Annotated in this window: 20 protein-coding genes; 16 read left to right on the top strand and 4 right to left on the bottom strand. The window is 55.4% G+C overall.

Features of this window, described 5'->3' with window-relative positions; translation table 11 throughout:
- Window positions 1-81 precede the first annotated feature (81 nt).
- Window positions 82-687 (bottom strand): ankyrin repeat domain-containing protein, encoded by a 606-nt coding sequence (locus AC4IC4_RS17745; RefSeq protein WP_491471618.1) that lies wholly within the window; start codon window positions 685-687, stop codon window positions 82-84.
- A 320-nt stretch (window positions 688-1,007) separates the two neighbouring features.
- Here AC4IC4_RS17745 and AC4IC4_RS17750 point away from each other — a divergent pair, with 320 nt between their 5' ends.
- A complete protein-coding gene (locus AC4IC4_RS17750) occupies window positions 1,008-1,937 on the top strand; it encodes a LysR substrate-binding domain-containing protein (protein WP_025759721.1) in 930 nt (309 codons plus the stop codon).
- Here AC4IC4_RS17750 and AC4IC4_RS17755 read toward each other — a convergent pair.
- Window positions 1,934-2,092, bottom strand: a complete 159-nt coding sequence (locus tag AC4IC4_RS17755; RefSeq protein WP_032645235.1) for a YqaE/Pmp3 family membrane protein — start codon at window positions 2,090-2,092, stop codon at window positions 1,934-1,936. The two genes, AC4IC4_RS17750 and AC4IC4_RS17755, sit on opposite strands and share 4 nt — an antisense overlap.
- A 181-nt stretch (window positions 2,093-2,273) precedes the next feature.
- On the opposite strand from AC4IC4_RS17755, the gene AC4IC4_RS17760 reads away from it, so the two are divergent.
- The 3 genes from AC4IC4_RS17760 to AC4IC4_RS17770 all read left to right on the top strand — a co-directional run bounded on the left by AC4IC4_RS17760 (window position 2,274) and on the right by AC4IC4_RS17770 (window position 3,363).
- On the top strand, window positions 2,274-2,573 hold the full coding sequence (locus AC4IC4_RS17760; protein ID WP_032647983.1) for an ArsR/SmtB family transcription factor: 300 nt from the start codon (window positions 2,274-2,276) through the stop codon (window positions 2,571-2,573).
- 9 nt (window positions 2,574-2,582) lie between these two features.
- A complete protein-coding gene (locus tag AC4IC4_RS17765) occupies window positions 2,583-3,104 on the top strand; it encodes a rhodanese family protein (RefSeq protein WP_491471619.1) in 522 nt (173 codons plus the stop codon).
- A 79-nt stretch (window positions 3,105-3,183) separates the two neighbouring features.
- Window positions 3,184-3,363 (top strand): YodC family protein, encoded by a 180-nt coding sequence (locus AC4IC4_RS17770; RefSeq protein ID WP_023308920.1) that lies wholly within the window; start codon window positions 3,184-3,186, stop codon window positions 3,361-3,363.
- A gap of 38 nt (window positions 3,364-3,401) precedes the next feature.
- On the opposite strand, the gene stpA is transcribed toward AC4IC4_RS17770, so the two are convergent.
- On the bottom strand, window positions 3,402-3,806 hold the full coding sequence (gene stpA / locus AC4IC4_RS17775; protein WP_024907680.1) for a DNA-binding protein StpA: 405 nt from the start codon (window positions 3,804-3,806) through the stop codon (window positions 3,402-3,404).
- A 494-nt stretch (window positions 3,807-4,300) separates the two neighbouring features.
- Between stpA and alaE the strand changes: the two genes are divergently transcribed.
- On the top strand, window positions 4,301-4,750 hold the full coding sequence (gene alaE / locus AC4IC4_RS17780; RefSeq protein WP_008502567.1) for an L-alanine exporter AlaE: 450 nt from the start codon (window positions 4,301-4,303) through the stop codon (window positions 4,748-4,750).
- A gap of 32 nt (window positions 4,751-4,782) precedes the next feature.
- On the opposite strand, the gene AC4IC4_RS17785 is transcribed toward alaE, so the two are convergent.
- On the bottom strand, window positions 4,783-5,127 hold the full coding sequence (locus AC4IC4_RS17785; RefSeq protein ID WP_024907681.1) for a DUF2002 family protein: 345 nt from the start codon (window positions 5,125-5,127) through the stop codon (window positions 4,783-4,785).
- Between the two features lie 160 nt (window positions 5,128-5,287).
- Between AC4IC4_RS17785 and AC4IC4_RS17790 the strand changes: the two genes are divergently transcribed.
- The 11 genes from AC4IC4_RS17790 to emrA all read left to right on the top strand — a co-directional run bounded on the left by AC4IC4_RS17790 (window position 5,288) and on the right by emrA (window position 16,715).
- Window positions 5,288-5,614, top strand: coding sequence for an ElaB/YgaM/YqjD family protein (locus AC4IC4_RS17790; RefSeq protein WP_008502569.1), 327 nt, complete (start codon window positions 5,288-5,290; stop codon window positions 5,612-5,614).
- Window positions 5,615-5,866: 252 nt separating this feature from the next.
- A complete protein-coding gene (gene nrdH / locus AC4IC4_RS17795) occupies window positions 5,867-6,106 on the top strand; it encodes a glutaredoxin-like protein NrdH (RefSeq protein WP_008502570.1) in 240 nt (79 codons plus the stop codon).
- Window positions 6,103-6,513 carry a class Ib ribonucleoside-diphosphate reductase assembly flavoprotein NrdI gene (nrdI, locus tag AC4IC4_RS17800; RefSeq protein ID WP_032647987.1) on the top strand — a complete coding sequence of 137 codons (411 nt, stop codon included), beginning with the start codon at window positions 6,103-6,105 and terminating at the stop codon, window positions 6,511-6,513. The genes nrdH and nrdI overlap by 4 nt, the downstream gene beginning before the upstream one ends.
- Window positions 6,486-8,630 carry a class 1b ribonucleoside-diphosphate reductase subunit alpha gene (gene nrdE, locus AC4IC4_RS17805; RefSeq protein WP_491471620.1) on the top strand — a complete coding sequence of 715 codons (2,145 nt, stop codon included), beginning with the start codon at window positions 6,486-6,488 and terminating at the stop codon, window positions 8,628-8,630. Before nrdI ends, nrdE begins: the two co-directional genes overlap by 28 nt.
- Window positions 8,631-8,639: 9 nt before the next feature.
- Window positions 8,640-9,599, top strand: coding sequence for a class 1b ribonucleoside-diphosphate reductase subunit beta (gene nrdF / locus AC4IC4_RS17810; protein WP_491471621.1), 960 nt, complete (start codon window positions 8,640-8,642; stop codon window positions 9,597-9,599).
- A gap of 331 nt (window positions 9,600-9,930) precedes the next feature.
- Window positions 9,931-11,133 (top strand): glycine betaine/L-proline ABC transporter ATP-binding protein ProV, encoded by a 1,203-nt coding sequence (proV, locus tag AC4IC4_RS17815; RefSeq protein ID WP_024907685.1) that lies wholly within the window; start codon window positions 9,931-9,933, stop codon window positions 11,131-11,133.
- Window positions 11,126-12,196 (top strand): glycine betaine/L-proline ABC transporter permease ProW, encoded by a 1,071-nt coding sequence (gene proW / locus AC4IC4_RS17820; protein ID WP_491471622.1) that lies wholly within the window; start codon window positions 11,126-11,128, stop codon window positions 12,194-12,196. The genes proV and proW overlap by 8 nt, the downstream gene beginning before the upstream one ends.
- Window positions 12,197-12,205: 9 nt before the next feature.
- Complete coding sequence (gene proX / locus AC4IC4_RS17825; protein WP_024907687.1) at window positions 12,206-13,201, top strand: glycine betaine/L-proline ABC transporter substrate-binding protein ProX; 996 nt, start codon at window positions 12,206-12,208, stop codon at window positions 13,199-13,201.
- Window positions 13,202-13,387: 186 nt separating this feature from the next.
- Window positions 13,388-14,572, top strand: a complete 1,185-nt coding sequence (locus AC4IC4_RS17830) for an MFS transporter (RefSeq protein ID WP_024907688.1) — start codon at window positions 13,388-13,390, stop codon at window positions 14,570-14,572.
- A gap of 313 nt (window positions 14,573-14,885) precedes the next feature.
- Window positions 14,886-15,416 carry a transcriptional repressor MprA gene (gene mprA, locus AC4IC4_RS17835; RefSeq protein WP_023333174.1) on the top strand — a complete coding sequence of 177 codons (531 nt, stop codon included), beginning with the start codon at window positions 14,886-14,888 and terminating at the stop codon, window positions 15,414-15,416.
- A 126-nt stretch (window positions 15,417-15,542) separates the two neighbouring features.
- Window positions 15,543-16,715, top strand: coding sequence for a multidrug efflux MFS transporter periplasmic adaptor subunit EmrA (gene emrA / locus AC4IC4_RS17840; RefSeq protein ID WP_029742047.1), 1,173 nt, complete (start codon window positions 15,543-15,545; stop codon window positions 16,713-16,715).
- Window positions 16,716-16,720: the final 5 nt, after the last annotated feature.

A 16,720-nucleotide genomic window follows, 5' to 3' on the forward strand; every position in this document is an offset into this window, starting at 1 on the left:
GGGGGCCGCCGTCGTGCAAAATGCACGTCGGTAAAAATACTTTTGAATTAACGGCCAGCCGGAAATGGCTGGCCGAATGCGCTATGCGCCCGCCGCCAACAGCAGGTCGGCAATCTCAGTGAAGCCTTTCTCCCGCGCCAGCTCGAGCGGGGTTTTGCCATATTTGTCGGTCATGTGCGGGTTCGCGCCGTGATCCAGCAGCAGCTTCACGATCGCCTGCTGCTTTGCGCCGCCGTCGTTTAGGATGATGGCTTCCAGCAGCGGCGTCCAGCCAACAAAGTTGGTGTGGTTGACGTTGATATCGGTTTTTTCCAGCAGCTCGCGTACGATCTCCACGTGCCCTTTTTCACTGGCTGGCGTAATGCCCACGCCGCCAAAGCGCGTCAGGCGGTCGAGATCCGGGTTCGCGGGCAATACCAGCCGCAGGAGAGTTAAATCATTCGTCAGGCAGCTAATGAGGAAAGGGTTAAAGCAGGTCTGGTCCTGTTTATCAATATCCGCTCCGGCGGCAATTAATAACTCTACGCAGGCATAATGTTTTTTCAGGCTGGCAATAATAACGGCGGTTCTTTTCTGGCGGTTGGTGGCGTTAATATCCACGCCTTTCTCCAGACAGGCTTTTAGCGCATCGCTATTGCCCTCCTCTGCCGCCAGCAGAAATTCAGTAACGAGTTCAGTTGCAGACATATTCAGACTCCTGATGTTTTTATTTCTGTTGACCTGAGAATAGCAACAGCCTGGTCATAAAAGAATCCGCTTAAAAATGATTCATCGACAGCCAATTCATTGTTGAGTTAAATTCAACAAACCGGTCAAAACGTGCGTCTGTGCAACCTTTTTCTTATGTTTATCCGCTTTTTAGCGCTCGAGACTGCATTATGCTTATGCCTGAGGAAGCCTTACACACCAGGGCTTTCAGCAAAGAGTCAGAACTGTGATCGGCTTCAAATGCGTTGTAACAACGCTGTTAAAATATGTTCAAAACTGATGACTGACGGGAGTGAGATATGAATTCCATCTTTACCGAAGAGAACCTGCTGGCCTTTACTACCGCCGCACGCTTCGGCAGCTTCAGCAAAGCCGCCGCCGAGCTGGGCGTCACCACGTCCGCCATCAGCTACACCATTAAGCGCATGGAGACCGGGCTGGACGTGGTGCTGTTTGTGCGTAACACGCGCAGCATTGAGCTGACCGAGTCCGGCTTTTACTTTTACCGTAAGGCCACCGACCTGCTTAACGACTTTCACGCCATCAAGCGCGGGATTGATACCATCTCACAAGGCATCGAGGCGCGGGTGCGCATCTGTATTAACCAGCTGTTGTATACGCCGCGCCATACCGCGCGGCTTCTGCAGGTGCTGAAAAAGCAGTTTCCCACCTGTCAGATCACCGTAACCACCGAGGTGTACAACGGCGTCTGGGACTCCATCATCAACAACCAGGCCAATATCGCCATCGGCGCACCGGACACGCTGCTCGACGGCGGCGGGATTGACTACACCGAGATAGGCGCCATCCGCTGGGTCTTTGCCATCGCGCCGGAACACCCGCTGGCCTTCGTCCCGGAACCGATAGCGGAGAGCCAGCTGCGCCTGTACCCCAACATCATGGTGGAAGATACTGCGCATACCATTAACAAGAAGGTCGGCTGGCTGCTGCACGGACAGGAAGCCATTCTGGTGCCGGACTTTAATACCAAATGCCAGTGTCAGATCCTGGGCGAAGGGATAGGTTTTTTACCGGAGTATATGGCGCGGGAAGCGGTGGAAGACGGGCTGCTGGTGACACGGCGTATCAATAACCCGCGTCAGGATTCGCGCATGCTGCTTGCCACGCAGCATGCCGCGACCGGCCAGGTCACGCGCTGGATCAAACAGCAGTTTGGCCCCCAGGGCGTGCTGACCGGGATCTACAGCGACTTACTCTGGCGTGCTTAGTTCTTACTCTGAACCCAAAAGGCATGGATAAGACCCGGGATGTAGCCCAGCAGCGTCAGAATAATGTTGATAATAAACGCCCAGCCGAAACCTTTGCCCAACAGCACGCCCAGCGGCGGCAACAGGATGGTAAAAACAATACGCCAAAAACCCATATCAAAACTCCGTGCAAGCTAATCCATTGAAAATAATAAAGAGAACTATCTCTAAGCATAGCCAGTTTACCTGTCTGCGCCAGTTCTCTCCCCTGCGTTTACCCTCTTTTACGCTTTTGACGCTGGCGTAAAGTGCACAATTACTTTAGCATTATCTTAATTAAGCAACCACTAAACTATCATGACCGAACTCGAACAGCTTCAGGCCAGCGCAGAGCAGGCCGCAAACCTTTTAAAAGCGATGAGCAACCCGCGTCGGCTGCTGATCCTCTGCACCCTGTGCGGCGCCCCCGGCACCAGCGCGGGGGAACTGGCCCGCGCGACGGGGCTAAGTCCTTCCGCCACGTCGCAGCATCTGGCGCGCATGCGTGATGAAGGTCTTATCGACAGCACCCGCGACGCGCAGCGCATTCTCTATTTCATTAAAAACGATGCGGTGCGTCAGCTCATCAGCACCCTGAAAACCCTTTATTGCCCGTAAGGAGCCGCCATGTCACTTCCCCTTATTTCACCGCACGAGGCCAGCGCCCGCATCGCTGAAGGCGCAAAACTGATTGATATCCGTGATGCCGACGAGTACGCCCGCGAGCATATTCCCGCCGCGCAGTCCGTGCCGCTGGATACCCTATCCGGCGGTCTTAACGCTCAGGCGAGGGATACGGTGATTTTTCACTGCCAGTCTGGTGCCCGCACCTCAGGCAATGCCGACCGCCTTGCGCAGGCCGCCGCGCCCGCTCAGGCATTTGTGGTCGAAGGGGGCATTCAGGGCTGGAAGCAGGCCGGGCTGCCGACCGTCGAAGACAAATCCCAGCCGCTGCCGCTGATGCGTCAGGTGCAAATTGCTGCCGGGCTGCTCATTCTCTGCGGCGTGGTGCTGGGCTATAGCGTCTCCGGCGCTTTTTTCCTGCTCAGCGGTTTTGTCGGAGCCGGGCTGGTGTTCGCCGGTGTGACGGGCTTTTGCGGTATGGCGCGACTGCTCAGGGTAATGCCCTGGAACCGGCGTACCTCATAAGCAGTAATCGGTGAAATACGCTGTACCCGGCGTCAGGCGTGGGCTAAGGTGAAGATCGCTAAAACGATGAGGAGGTAATATGTTTTCTGTCGGTGATTATGTGCAACCGCGTAAAGGCGGCCCGAAACTGAAAGTGCTCGAAGTGAACGGTGACAGCATTGTGGCGGTTCAGGCCAGCAATGAGCAAGGCGAGAAATATACTCTGAAAGCTGCCGATGTGGCGCCGTATACCGAAGAAGGCGATTTCGGCGTCTGCTGAACAGCCAGCCGGGCGGCGTGTACCGCCCGGCTCACCTGTCAGATCAGAAAATCATCCAGCGATTTACCGTTTGCCAGCGCGTTGGCAATAGGCTTCGGCGTGCGGCCCTGGCCGGTCCACGTTTTCTCTTCACCGTTCTGGTCAATAAAACGATATTTTGCTTCACGCGGCTTTCGCTTTTTCGCTGGATTACCCGTCAGCGCCCTTTCAGAGCCCAGAAGGTCAGTCGGTGAAATACCATCGGCTTTCATCAGTTCCAGCAGGGCATTAATTTTTTCCTGCTGTTCAGCACGCTGCTGCTCTAATTCCGCCAGCTCACTCCGTTTCTCTTCAGTAACGACCCTGACCTTTTCCAGCGTTTCCTCAAGAACGTCCAGGGATAATTCACGCGCCATGGCGCGCAGAGTTCGGATATTATTAAGATTCTGTAACGTCAAAGACATATTATTTGAAAACCTTCTCTTTAGGGTAAATAGATAAATCGTCGACAGAATAATTCATTTCCGCTGAAATATCTACCCGTGGGGCCGCCCTGCCAGTAGCGTAAATATGTTTAAATATCACTGCGAATATTATCTTATAACGCCTGCGGGATACGCATGGATTCAATCATCGCATCAATATAAATGGTCAACTTTAATCAAAATTTCAGCATTCTACGCCTCGCGCAAGAGGAACGATTCTCACGCTGGCGCCATAAACACCAACCATATGATTTACCTGAAAAAACAGCCAACCGAGACAGATTATAACGAACCGGATAAAAAACAATCACTTTTAGAGAATTTTGTGGACAAAAGGCGATTAAATAAAAATTAATCACTAGTTGTTAGTTCAAACGTAGAGATATACGCTATACACGTCAAACAAACCAACCTAAAGCACTAATCGCTTCAGGAAAATCGTTTCTTTTGTGTTCTTCTCAAGGAGTTCAGACATGTTCTCACCGCAATCACGCCTTCGCCATGCCGTGGCGGATACTTTCGCGATGGTTGTCTACTGTTCCGTTGTGAACATGCTGATCGAAATATTCCTCTCCGGAATGTCCTTCGAGCAGTCACTTTCTTCTCGTCTGGTGGCGATCCCGGTCAATATAATTATTGCATGGCCTTACGGCTTATACCGCGATGCCGTCATGCGTTTTGCGCGTCGTATCAGCCCCGCAGGCTGGGTGAAAAACCTGGCGGACGTCCTGGCCTATGTGACGTTCCAGTCGCCGGTTTACGTGGCCATTCTGCTGACAGTGGGTGCAGACTGGCACCAGATCGCTGCGGCGGTCAGTTCGAATATTGTGATTTCAATGCTGATGGGTGCGGTATACGGCTATTTCCTCGACTACTGCCGCCGCCTGTTTAAAGTCAGCCAGTACAGTCAGGCAAAAGCGTGATGTGAAGCGACTGGCGCACGCCAGTCGCGAATTTACTGTACGTCGCCAAACAGTCCCTTCAAAAACCGCTCCAGCGCCATGCGTGAACTGAAGCCATGCGGAATACCATAATGCTCATGCCGTTCACCGCCCAAATAGAGCGGAAATTGCTGATAGTGATCGCAGGTTTTAATATCCGAGGCAGGCTCAGCAAATGACAGACTTCTGTCTTTCAGCGTCGGGTGAATAATGAGAGCGGTACGTCCCATTCTTGCTTCACGATTAACGTAAACATAATTATCGCCACGGCGATATCCATACGCTTTTGGTGTCACCTCATCCATGGTGAATCCCTCTTTTTCAAGAACGCGCGCCACCTCATCAGGTCGTAAATACATATCTTTTCCTCGTTATCTTTTCCTGCCCGGCAACCTTACAGTATTCAGCATTAGCAGGGCTTTCAGAATAATCCATAAACTGCCGGATAACGCGTGATGCGCTTCAGATATTAAATTTCTGAACTAAACTGAACGGGAACACAAAATTACGGAGGATCGTATGTTTAACAGACCGAACCGAAACGATATTAATGACGACGCTCAGGATATTCGTAATGATGTCAGCCAATTAGCGGACACGCTCGAAGAGGTGCTGAAGTCCTGGGGAAGTGACGCGAAGGACGAAGCGGATGCCGCAAAGCGTAAGGCTCAGTCTCTGCTCCGTGAAACCCGCGCGCGCTTAAACGGCCGCACGCGTACGACACAGGCTGCCTGCGATGCGGTCAGCTGCGCAACGACCTTCGTGCGCGAGAAACCGCTCTGTACGCTCGGCACGGTAGCGGCCGTCGGTATCTTTGTGGGCGCTCTGCTTAGCCTGCGTAAATAACCCGCTCACGCACCGTTATCTGCCCCGGTGGCCAATGGCTGCCGGGGCTTTTCTTTGCCTTCTCGCCTGTAAAACCCGCATAGCCTGCCCTGCCCCGCTGTGCTCATCATCGGGACAACATCAATCTAAATTTCCCATATCTTGTATGGTTGAAACTTAAGACAACTACATCTAGTATTCCTTTTAGCAAGACACACGCAACCTGACGCGATGACTCGCGCCGTTATCTCATTTTAAATGGAAATACGAATCATGAGCATTATTATTTACACTCGTAACGATTGTGTTCAGTGCCACGCGACCAAACGGGCAATGGAAAGCCGCGGCGTGGCGTTTGAGATGGTGAATATTGACCAGCAGCCCGAGGCCGCCGATACCCTTCGCGCGCAGGGTTTCCGTCAGCTTCCGGTGGTGGTGGCCGGGGAGACCAGCTGGTCTGGCTTCCGCCCGGACATGATCAACCGCATCGCCGCGCAGGCCGCCCGGGCATGAGTGGGCTGGTGTTCTTCTCCAGCAGCTCGGAAAACACGCTCCGCTTTATTGAGCGCGTCGGGCTGCCTGCGGTGCGCATTCCGCTTAACGAGCGGGAGCGGATCCGGGTAGAGGAACCTTACATTCTGGTGGTGCCCAGCTATGGCGGAGGCGGTACGGCGGGCGCTGTGCCTCGCCAGGTGATCCGCTTTCTGAACGATCCCCATAACCGGGAGCTGATCCGCGGCGTCATTGCGGCGGGGAATCGCAATTTCGGCGATGCCTTTGGCCGCGCCGGAGATGTCATCTCTCAAAAGTGCGGCGTGCCGTATCTCTATCGCTTTGAGCTGATGGGGACGCAGCAGGACGTCGAAAACGTGCGTAAAGGAGTGAACGAATTTTGGCAACGACAACCGCAGAACGGGTAATACAGGCGACGCCGGATTACCACGCATTAAACGCCATGCTTAACCTCTATGACCGGGAGGGACGCATTCAGTTTAATAAAGACCGTGAGGCGGTGGACGCCTTTTTTGCCGCCCACGTGCGGCCCAACAGCGTGACTTTTGCAAGCCAGAATGAACGTCTCGACTATCTGGTTAACGAGGGCTACTACGACGCGCGCGTCCTCACCCGCTACGAACGCGCCTTCGTCGTGAAGCTGTTTGAACGCGCCCACGCCAGCGGTTTTCGTTTCCAGACGTTCCTTGGCGCGTGGAAATACTACACCAGCTATACCCTGAAGACCTTCGACGGTAAACGCTACTTAGAAAGCTTTGAAGATCGCGTGGTGATGGTCGCGCTGACCCTGGCACAGGGCGATGAAGCGCTGGCGGAACAGCTCACCGACGAGATCCTCTCCGGACGCTTCCAGCCCGCCACGCCAACCTTTCTTAACTGCGGCAAAGCCCAGCGCGGTGAGCTGGTATCCTGCTTCCTGCTGCGCATCGAAGACAATATGGAGTCGATTGGCCGCGCGGTGAACTCGGCGCTGCAGCTTTCCAAACGCGGCGGCGGCGTGGCGTTTCTGCTCTCTAACCTGCGTGAAGCGGGCGCGCCGATCAAGCGCATCGAAAACCAGTCCTCCGGCGTGATCCCGGTGATGAAGATGCTGGAAGATGCGTTCTCCTACGCCAACCAGCTTGGCGCGCGCCAGGGCGCGGGCGCGGTTTACCTGCACGCGCACCATCCGGACATTCTGCGTTTTCTCGATACCAAACGCGAAAACGCCGACGAAAAAATCCGTATCAAAACCCTGTCGCTGGGGGTGGTGATCCCGGATATCACCTTTAAGCTCGCCAAAGAGAATGCCGAGATGGCGCTCTTCTCGCCCTATGACATCGAGCGAATTTACGGCAAGGCCTTTGGCGACGTGGCCATCAGCGAGCTCTACGACGAACTGGTGGCCGACGATCGCATTCGCAAAAAGACCATCAACGCCCGCGATTTCTTCCAGACGCTTGCCGAAATTCAGTTTGAGTCCGGCTATCCGTACATCATGTTTGAGGATACGGTGAACCGCGTGAACCCGATTGCCGGGCGCATCAACATGAGCAACCTGTGCTCGGAGATTTTGCAGGTCAATAGCGCGTCAGCCTACGACGAAAACCTGGACTACGCGGAGATCGGCAAAGACATCTCCTGCAACCTCGGGTCGCTGAATATCGCCCACACCATGGATTCACCCGACTTTGGCCGCACGATAGAAACCGCCATTCGCGGGCTGACGGCGGTGTCGGACATGAGCCACATCCGCAGCGTGCCGTCTATTGAAGCGGGCAACGCCGCGTCGCACGCCATCGGGCTGGGGCAGATGAACCTCCACGGCTATCTGGCGAGGGAAGGCATCGCCTACGGCAGTCCGGAAGGACTGGACTTCACCAACCTCTATTTTTACACCGTCACCTGGCACGCGCTGCACACCTCAATGATGCTGGCGCGCGAGCGCGACCAGCGCTTCGCGGGCTTTGAGCAGTCCCGCTACGCCAGCGGGCAATATTTCAGCCAGTATCTGGAAGGCGACTGGCAGCCGAAAACCGAAAAAGTGCGCGAACTGTTTGCTCGCGCGGGGATTACCCTCCCGACGCGTGAGATGTGGCAGCAGCTGCGTGACGACGTGATGCGCTACGGCATCTACAACCAGAACCTGCAGGCGGTGCCGCCAACCGGTTCGATCTCCTATATCAATCACGCCACCTCGAGCATTCACCCGATCGTATCGAAAATTGAAATTCGTAAGGAAGGCAAAACCGGACGCGTTTACTACCCTGCCCCGTTTATGACCAATGAGAACCTGGCGCTCTATCAGGACGCGTATGAGATCGGGCCGGAAAAAATCATTGATACCTACGCCGAGGCGACAAAACACGTGGATCAGGGGCTGTCGCTGACGCTGTTCTTCCCGGATACCGCCACCACGCGGGATATCAACAGAGCGCAGATCTACGCCTGGAAGAAAGGCATCAAAACGCTCTACTACATTCGCCTGCGCCAGCTTGCGCTGGAAGGCACCGAAATTGAAGGCTGCGTGTCCTGCGCGCTGTAAGGAGAAAGGATGAAACTGTCACGCGTGAGTGCCGTTAACTGGAACAAAATCCAGGACGACAAAGACCTGGAGGTGTGGAACCGCCTGACCAGCAACTTCTGGCTGCCGGAAAAGGTCCCGCTCTCCAACGATATTCCGGCCTGGCAAACGCTCGGCCACGCCGAGCAGCAGCTGACGATCCGCGTTTTTACCGGCCTGACGCTGCTCGACACCATTCAAAATACCGTCGGCGCACCGGCTCTGATGAGTGACGCGCTGACGCCGCACGAAGAGGCGGTGATGTCGAACATCAGCTTTATGGAGGCGGTGCACGCTCGCTCCTACAGCTCGATTTTCTCTACCTTGTGCCAGACCAAAGACGTCGACGCTGCCTATGCCTGGAGTGAAGCGAGCGAGTCATTGCAGAGAAAAGCGGAGCTGGTGCTGACGTATTATCGGGCCGACGAGCCGCTGAAGAAGAAGATCGCCAGCGTGTTCCTGGAATCGTTCCTCTTCTATTCCGGGTTCTGGCTGCCCATGTACTGGTCGAGCCGGGGCAAGCTCACCAACACCGCCGATTTGATTCGGCTCATCATTCGTGATGAAGCGGTGCACGGGTATTACATCGGCTATAAGTATCAGAAAGGGCTGGAGAAAGTCAGCGAGGTAAAGCGCGAGGAGCTTAAAGGCTTTGCGCTCGATTTGCTGATGGATCTGTACGACAACGAGCTGAGCTATACCGAGGAACTGTACGCCGGCACTGGCTGGGAAGATGACGTGAAGGCATTCCTCTGCTACAACGCCAACAAGGCGCTGATGAACCTGGGTTATGAGGCGCTTTTCCCACCGGAGATGGCGGAGGTGAACCCGGCGATTCTGTCCGCGCTGTCACCCAACGCCGACGAAAACCACGATTTCTTCTCCGGGTCGGGTTCGTCGTACGTGATGGGCAAAGCGGTGGAAACCGAGGATGAAGACTGGGATTTTTAATGAACGTTAACGTTCGTTAATTTAATATAAACCCAACAATTTCCTCTCTAATATTTACAAAGCAACTACACTGTCATTTCTGAGTCATATTCGCCTGAATCATTCCGATCCAGGCGAAATTCCCCTATGCAGCAGCAAAAAATTGAGAAAAATTCAAAACGCTCTCAGCCCTTTATTCATGGGAAATTCAGCCGTTTCGCTTCCCTGAAAATTCACGCCATAAGCAAACCCAGGGTTGTCTCAGATTCTCAGTATGTTAGGGTTATGCCCGTTAACAATTTACCATGGTAATCATATCGACATAAACAAATAACAGGACACTCTCTATTGCATGGCAATTAAATTAGAAGTGAAAAATCTTTATAAAGTATTTGGCGAGCATCCGCAGCGCGCATTCAAATATATTGAAAAAGGCCTTACGAAAGAGCAAATTCTGGAAAAAACCGGGCTATCGCTTGGCGTTAAAGACGCCAGTCTGGCCATTGAAGAAGGCGAGATTTTTGTCATCATGGGATTATCCGGTTCGGGTAAATCCACTATGGTTCGCCTTCTCAATCGCCTGATTGAACCCACCCGCGGACAGGTACTGATTGACGGCGTGGATATCGCCAGAATATCAGACGCCGAGCTTCGCGAGGTGCGCAGAAAGAAGATCGCAATGGTGTTCCAGTCATTCGCGCTAATGCCGCACATGACGGTACTGGATAATACCGCCTTCGGCATGGAATTAGCCGGCACGCCGGCTCAGGAACGTCAGGAAAAAGCCCTTGATGCACTGCGTCAGGTCGGGCTGGAAAATTATGCGCATGCGTACCCGGATGAACTCTCCGGCGGTATGCGTCAGCGCGTGGGATTAGCCCGCGCATTAGCCATTAATCCAGATATTTTATTAATGGATGAAGCCTTCTCCGCCCTCGATCCGTTAATTCGCACCGAGATGCAGGATGAGCTGGTAAAATTACAGGCTAAACATCAGCGAACGATTGTCTTTATTTCCCACGATCTGGATGAAGCCATGCGTATTGGCGACCGTATTGCCATTATGCAAAACGGTGAAGTGGTGCAGGTCGGCACGCCGGATGAAATACTCAATAATCCGGCGAACGATTATGTCCGTACCTTCTTCCGCGGCGTGGATATTAGTCAGGTCTTTAGCGCCAAAGATATTGCCCGTCGAACGCCAAACGGCATTATTCGTAAAACGCCAGGCTTCGGCCCGCGCTCGGCGCTGAAGCTGCTGCAGGACGAAGACCGTGAATACGGTTATCTGGTTGAACGCGGCAATAAATTTGTCGGCGTTGTCTCCATCGACTCCCTGAAAACCGCGCTTGGCGAAAACCGGGGAATCGATGCGGCGTTAATTGACGCTCCGCTTGCCGTGGACGCCGAAACGCCGCTCAGCGAGTTGCTCTCTCACGTGGGTCAGGCGCCGTGCGCCGTGCCGGTCGTGGGCGAGGAACAACAGTACGTCGGCATCATTTCAAAACGGATGCTGCTGCAGGCTTTAGATCGCGAGGGGGCAAACAATGGCTGATCAATCAAACCCGTGGGGCACCACTGAAGCAGCGGACAGCGCTGCGCAATCCGCCGACGCGTGGGGTTCCACGCCAGCCCCCGCCGACGGCGGCGGCGCGACAGACTGGCTCAATAGCGCACCCGCGCCTGCGCCAGAACACTTCAACATCATGGATCCGTTCCATAAAACGCTGATCCCGCTGGACAACTGGGTGACGGAGGGGATCGACTGGGTGGTCACGCATTTCCGTCCGGTTTTCCAGGGGATCCGCATCCCGGTGGATTACATCCTGAACGGCTTCCAGCAGCTGATGCTGGGCATGCCGGCGCCGGTCGCCATTATCTTGTTCTCTCTGATCGCCTGGCAGTTTGGCAGCGCCGGGATGGGGGTCGCCACGCTGATTTCGCTGATTGCCATCGGCGCGATTGGGGCCTGGTCGCAGGCGATGATAACCCTGGCACTGGTGCTGACCGCCCTGCTCTTTTGCATTGTCATCGGCCTGCCGATGGGGATCTGGCTGGCGCGCAGCCCGCGGGCAGCGAAGATTATCCGTCCACTGCTGGATGCAATGCAGACCACCCCGGCGTTCGTCTATCTGGTGCCGATTGTCATGCTGTTCGGCATCGGCAACGTGCCGGGCGTGGTGGTGACCATTATCTTCGCCCTGCCGCCGATTATTCGTCTGACCATTCTCGGGATCAACCAGGTGCCTGCGGACCTGATCGAAGCGTCACGCTCGTTCGGTGCCAGCCCGCGCCAGATGCTGTTTAAGGTTCAGCTCCCGCTGGCCATGCCGACCATCATGGCGGGCGTTAACCAGACGCTGATGCTGGCACTCTCAATGGTGGTGATTGCCTCGATGATCGCCGTTGGCGGACTGGGCCAGATGGTGCTGCGCGGCATTGGCCGCCTCGACATGGGGCTGGCCACCGTCGGCGGCGTCGGGATCGTGATCCTCGCCATTATTCTTGACCGCCTGACCCAGGCCGTCGGTCGTGATTCACGCAGTCGCGGCAACCGTCGCTGGTATACCACCGGCCCGATCGGGTTACTCACCCGCCCTTTCACGAAATCAAAATAAGGAACAACGATGCGACATAACGTACTTTTTGCCACAGCGTTTGCCACCCTTGTCTCCACCAGCACGTTCGCGGCTGATCTGCCGGGCAAAGGCATTACCGTGCAGCCGGTGCAGAGCACCATTTCGGAAGAGAGCTTCCAGACGCTGATCGTCAGCCGCGCACTGGAGAAGCTGGGCTACACGGTCAACACGCCGAGCGAAGTGGATTACAACGTGGGCTATACCTCAATTGCTTCCGGTGACGCCACCTTCACCGCGGTGAACTGGCAGCCGCTGCACGACGATATGTATGCCGCCGCCGGTGGCGACAAGAAATTCTACCGCGAAGGCACCTTCGTGACCGGCGCGGCGCAGGGTTATCTGATCGACAAGAAAACCGCCGATAAGTACCACATCACCAATATTGAACAGCTGAAAGATCCGAAGATCGCCAAACTGTTCGACACCAACGGTGACGGCAAGGCCGACATGATGGGCTGCTCGCCGGGCTGGGGCTGTGAAGCGGTGATTAACCACCAGAACAAAGCCTTCGATCTGGCGAAAACGGTCGACGTGAGCCACGGCAACTATTCGGCGATGATGGCCGACACCATTGCCCGCTTCAAAGAGGGTAAACCGGTGATCTACTACACCTGGACGCCGTACTGGGTGAGCGACGTGCTGAAGCCGGGTAAAGACGTGGTGTGGCTGCAGGTGCCGTTCTCCTCCCTGCCGGGCGAGCAGAAAGACATTGACACCAGGCTGCCGAACGGCATGAACTACGGCTTCCCGGTGAACACCATGCATATCGTGGCGAACAAAGCCTGGGCCGAGAAAAACCCGGCAGCGGCGAAGCTGTTCTCGGTGATGAAGCTGCCGCTGGCGGACATCAACGCCCAGAACGCGATGATGCACGCGGGTAAATCCTCCGAAGCGGATGTGAAAGGCCACGTGGACGGCTGGATCAAAGCCCACCAGCAGCAGTTTGACGGCTGGGTGAAAGAGGCGCTTGCGGCGCAGAAGTAAAAACAACCCCCTGCCCCTCACCCTAACCCTCTCCCCAAAGGGGAGAGGGCCGGGATGAGGGGGCACCAGACCGCACCATCCCCCTAAACCGCACAATCCATCACCCAACAATCCCCCAACATTCACAATCATTAGCTATTATGGTTTCCGGAAAAATAATCACTCAACTAACGATTCCTGAAACTAATGACAAAAACCACTCAAGGGCTTAGCCCCGCACTCATCCTTTTAATGTCCGTGGCAACGGGTTTGGCGGTCGCCAGCAACTATTACGCGCAGCCTCTTCTCGACACCATCGCCCGCGCGTTCAATCTCTCCGCCAGCTCCGCAGGCTTTATCGTTACCGCTGCACAGCTCGGCTATGCCGCCGGACTGCTGTTCCTGGTGCCGCTAGGCGATATGTTTGAACGCCGAATGCTGATCGTGTCCATGACACTGCTGGCCGCCGGTGGGATGCTGATCACCGCCAGCAGCCAGTCGCTGACGATGATGATCGTCGGTACCGCGCTGACGGGGCTGTTCTCCGTGGTGGCGCAAATCCTGGTCCCGCTCGCCGCGACCCTCGCCTCCCCGGAAAAACGCGGCAAGGTGGTGGGTACCATCATGAGCGGCCTGCTGCTGGGGATTTTGCTGGCGCGTACCGTTGCCGGGCTGCTGGCAAGCCTCGGCGGCTGGCGCACCGTATACTGGGTAGCGAGCGTGCTGATGGTCATCATGGCGCTGGCGCTGTGGCGCGGGCTGCCAAAAGTGAAGCAGGACAACCACCTGAACTATCCTCAACTGCTGGCCTCCGTTTTCAGTCTGTTCACCCAGGATAAGCTTCTGCGCACCCGCGCCCTGCTGGGCTGTTTCACCTTCGCCAACTTCAGCATTCTGTGGACGTCGATGGCGTTTCTGCTTGCAGCGCCGCCGTTCAATTATTCCGAAGGGGTGATTGGCCTGTTCGGTCTGGCCGGTGCCGCAGGCGCACTGGGCGCGCGTCCCGCAGGCGGGCTGGCCGACAAGGGTAAATCCCACCTGACCACCTCCGCAGGGCTGATTTTACTTCTGCTCTCCTGGGCGGCAATCTGGTATGGGCACGTCTCGGTGCTGGCGCTGATCGTCGGCATCCTGGTGCTCGATCTCACCGTTCAGGGCGTTCACATCACCAATCAGACCGTCATCTATCGCGTGAAGCCAGAGGCGCGTAACCGCCTGACGGCCGGTTACATGACCAGCTACTTCATTGGCGGCGCGGCGGGTTCGCTCATTTCAGCGTCGGCGTGGCAGCATGCAGGCTGGTCGGGGGTATGTGCGATCGGGGCCATCGTCGCCACCCTTAACCTGCTAGTATGGTGGCGTGGTTACCATCGCCAGGATGCAATTCACTAAGTTTTACATTGCGTTGGCCTCTTAGGGTGTTAAGAGGCCTTTCACTCTGTTAATGTAAACGTAATCATTTATCCCAGAAATTTTAATGTGGGTGACATATTTACAATCGGCATGAATAGTTCAGACCCCCGTCCTCACATCCTCTCTTCAGCGGGTTCACACCCTACGCTTTCTGTGCTCACCGGGTCACGGACTTACCCGGCGCTTTCTGATGGTGACATTGATTTGGCGGATATAACCGCACAAATAATTCATTTACATTATTTGTCACTATCGTTACTATATCGGCTGTAATTAATGAGGTTATGCCCAAATGGATAGTTCGTTTACGCCCATTGAACAAATGCTTAAATTCCGCGCCAGTCGCCATGAGGACTTCCCGTACCAGGAAATCCTGCTGACTCGCCTGTGCATGCACATGCAGGGTAAGCTACTGGAAAACCGTAATAAAATGCTGAAAGCTCAAGGGATTAACGAGACGTTGTTTATGGCGTTGATTACGCTGGAGTCTCAGGAAAATCACAGCATTCAGCCTTCCGAACTGAGCTGCGCGCTGGGCTCTTCCCGTACCAATGCGACCCGTATTGCCGATGAACTCGAAAAGCGTGGCTGGATTGAGCGCCGTGAAAGCGACAACGATCGCCGCTGCCTGCATCTGCAACTGACCGATAAAGGTCACCAGTTCCTGCGCGAGGTGCTGCCACCTCAGCACAATTGCCTGCACAAACTCTGGTCTGTCCTCAGCACCGCCGAGCGCGACCAGCTTGAGCACATCACTCGCAAGCTGCTCACCCGTCTTGACCAGATGGATGAAGACGGCGCCGTTCTTGAGGCGCTGCGCTAACGCGACGACACGCTCACCATTCCAGATTCATAAGAAAACCGACAGGCCAGCACGTCACACTGCTGGCCTTTCTGACAACAGGTCGGCTCAGCCGATGTGAAAATAAGAAGATCGTGGAGAACTACAATGAGCGCAAATGCGGAGAGCACTACCCCGCAGCAGCCGGGCAACAAGAAAGGCAAACGTAAGAGCGCCCTTCTTCTGTTGACCTTGCTCTTTATCATTATTGCCGTGGCATATGGGATCTATTGGTTTTTAGTACTGCGTCATGCTGAAGAGACTGACGACGCGTACGTAGCAGGGAACCAGGTACAAATTATGGCGCAGGTGTCGGGCAGCGTGACGAAAGTCTGGGCTGACAATACCGACTTTGTGCAAAAAGGCGATGTGTTGGTGACCCTCGATCCAACCGACGCACAGCAGGCGTTTGAAAAAGCACAGACCGCGCTGGCCTCCAGCGTCCGTCAGACCCGCCAGCTGATGATCAACAGCAAACAGCTGCAGGCCAACATCGACGTGCAGAAAACGGCACTGGCGCAGGCGCAGAGCGACCTGAACCGCCGCGTGCCGCTCGGCACGGCTAACCTGATTGGCCGTGAAGAGCTGCAGCACGCCCGCGATGCCGTGGCCAGCGCTCAGGCACAGCTGGATGTGGCCATTCAACAGTACAACGCCAACCAGGCGATGGTGCTGGGCACCAGCCTGGAAAACCAGCCCGCCGTTCAGCAGGCGGCGACTGAAGTGCGCAACGCGTGGCTTGCCCTGCAGCGTACTAAAATCGTCAGCCCAATGACCGGCTATGTCTCCCGTCGTTCCGTCCAGCCTGGGGCCCAGATTAGCCCAACCACGCCGTTGATGGCGGTCGTGCCGGCAGACAATCTGTGGGTAGATGCCAACTTTAAAGAGACACAGCTTGCCCATATGCGTATCGGCCAGACCGCGACGGTTGTCAGCGACATCTACGGCGATGACGTGAAGTACACCGGTAAAGTGGTCGGCCTGGATATGGGGACCGGCAGCGCCTTCTCCTTGCTGCCTGCGCAAAACGCCACCGGCAACTGGATCAAAGTGGTTCAGCGTCTGCCTGTGCGTATTGAGCTGGATGCCAAACAGCTGGCGGATCACCCGCTGCGTATCGGCCTCTCTACGCTGGTGACGGTCGACACCGCCAACCGCGACGGTCAGATCCTGGCAAGCCAGGTTCGCAGTAGCCCGGCTTATGAAAGTAACGCCCGTGAAATTAGCCTCGATCCGGTCAACAAGCTGATCGATGACATCGTGAAGGCAAACGCCGGTTAATCCGA

Source organism: Enterobacter sp. Taxon_2 (assembly GCF_058355295.1).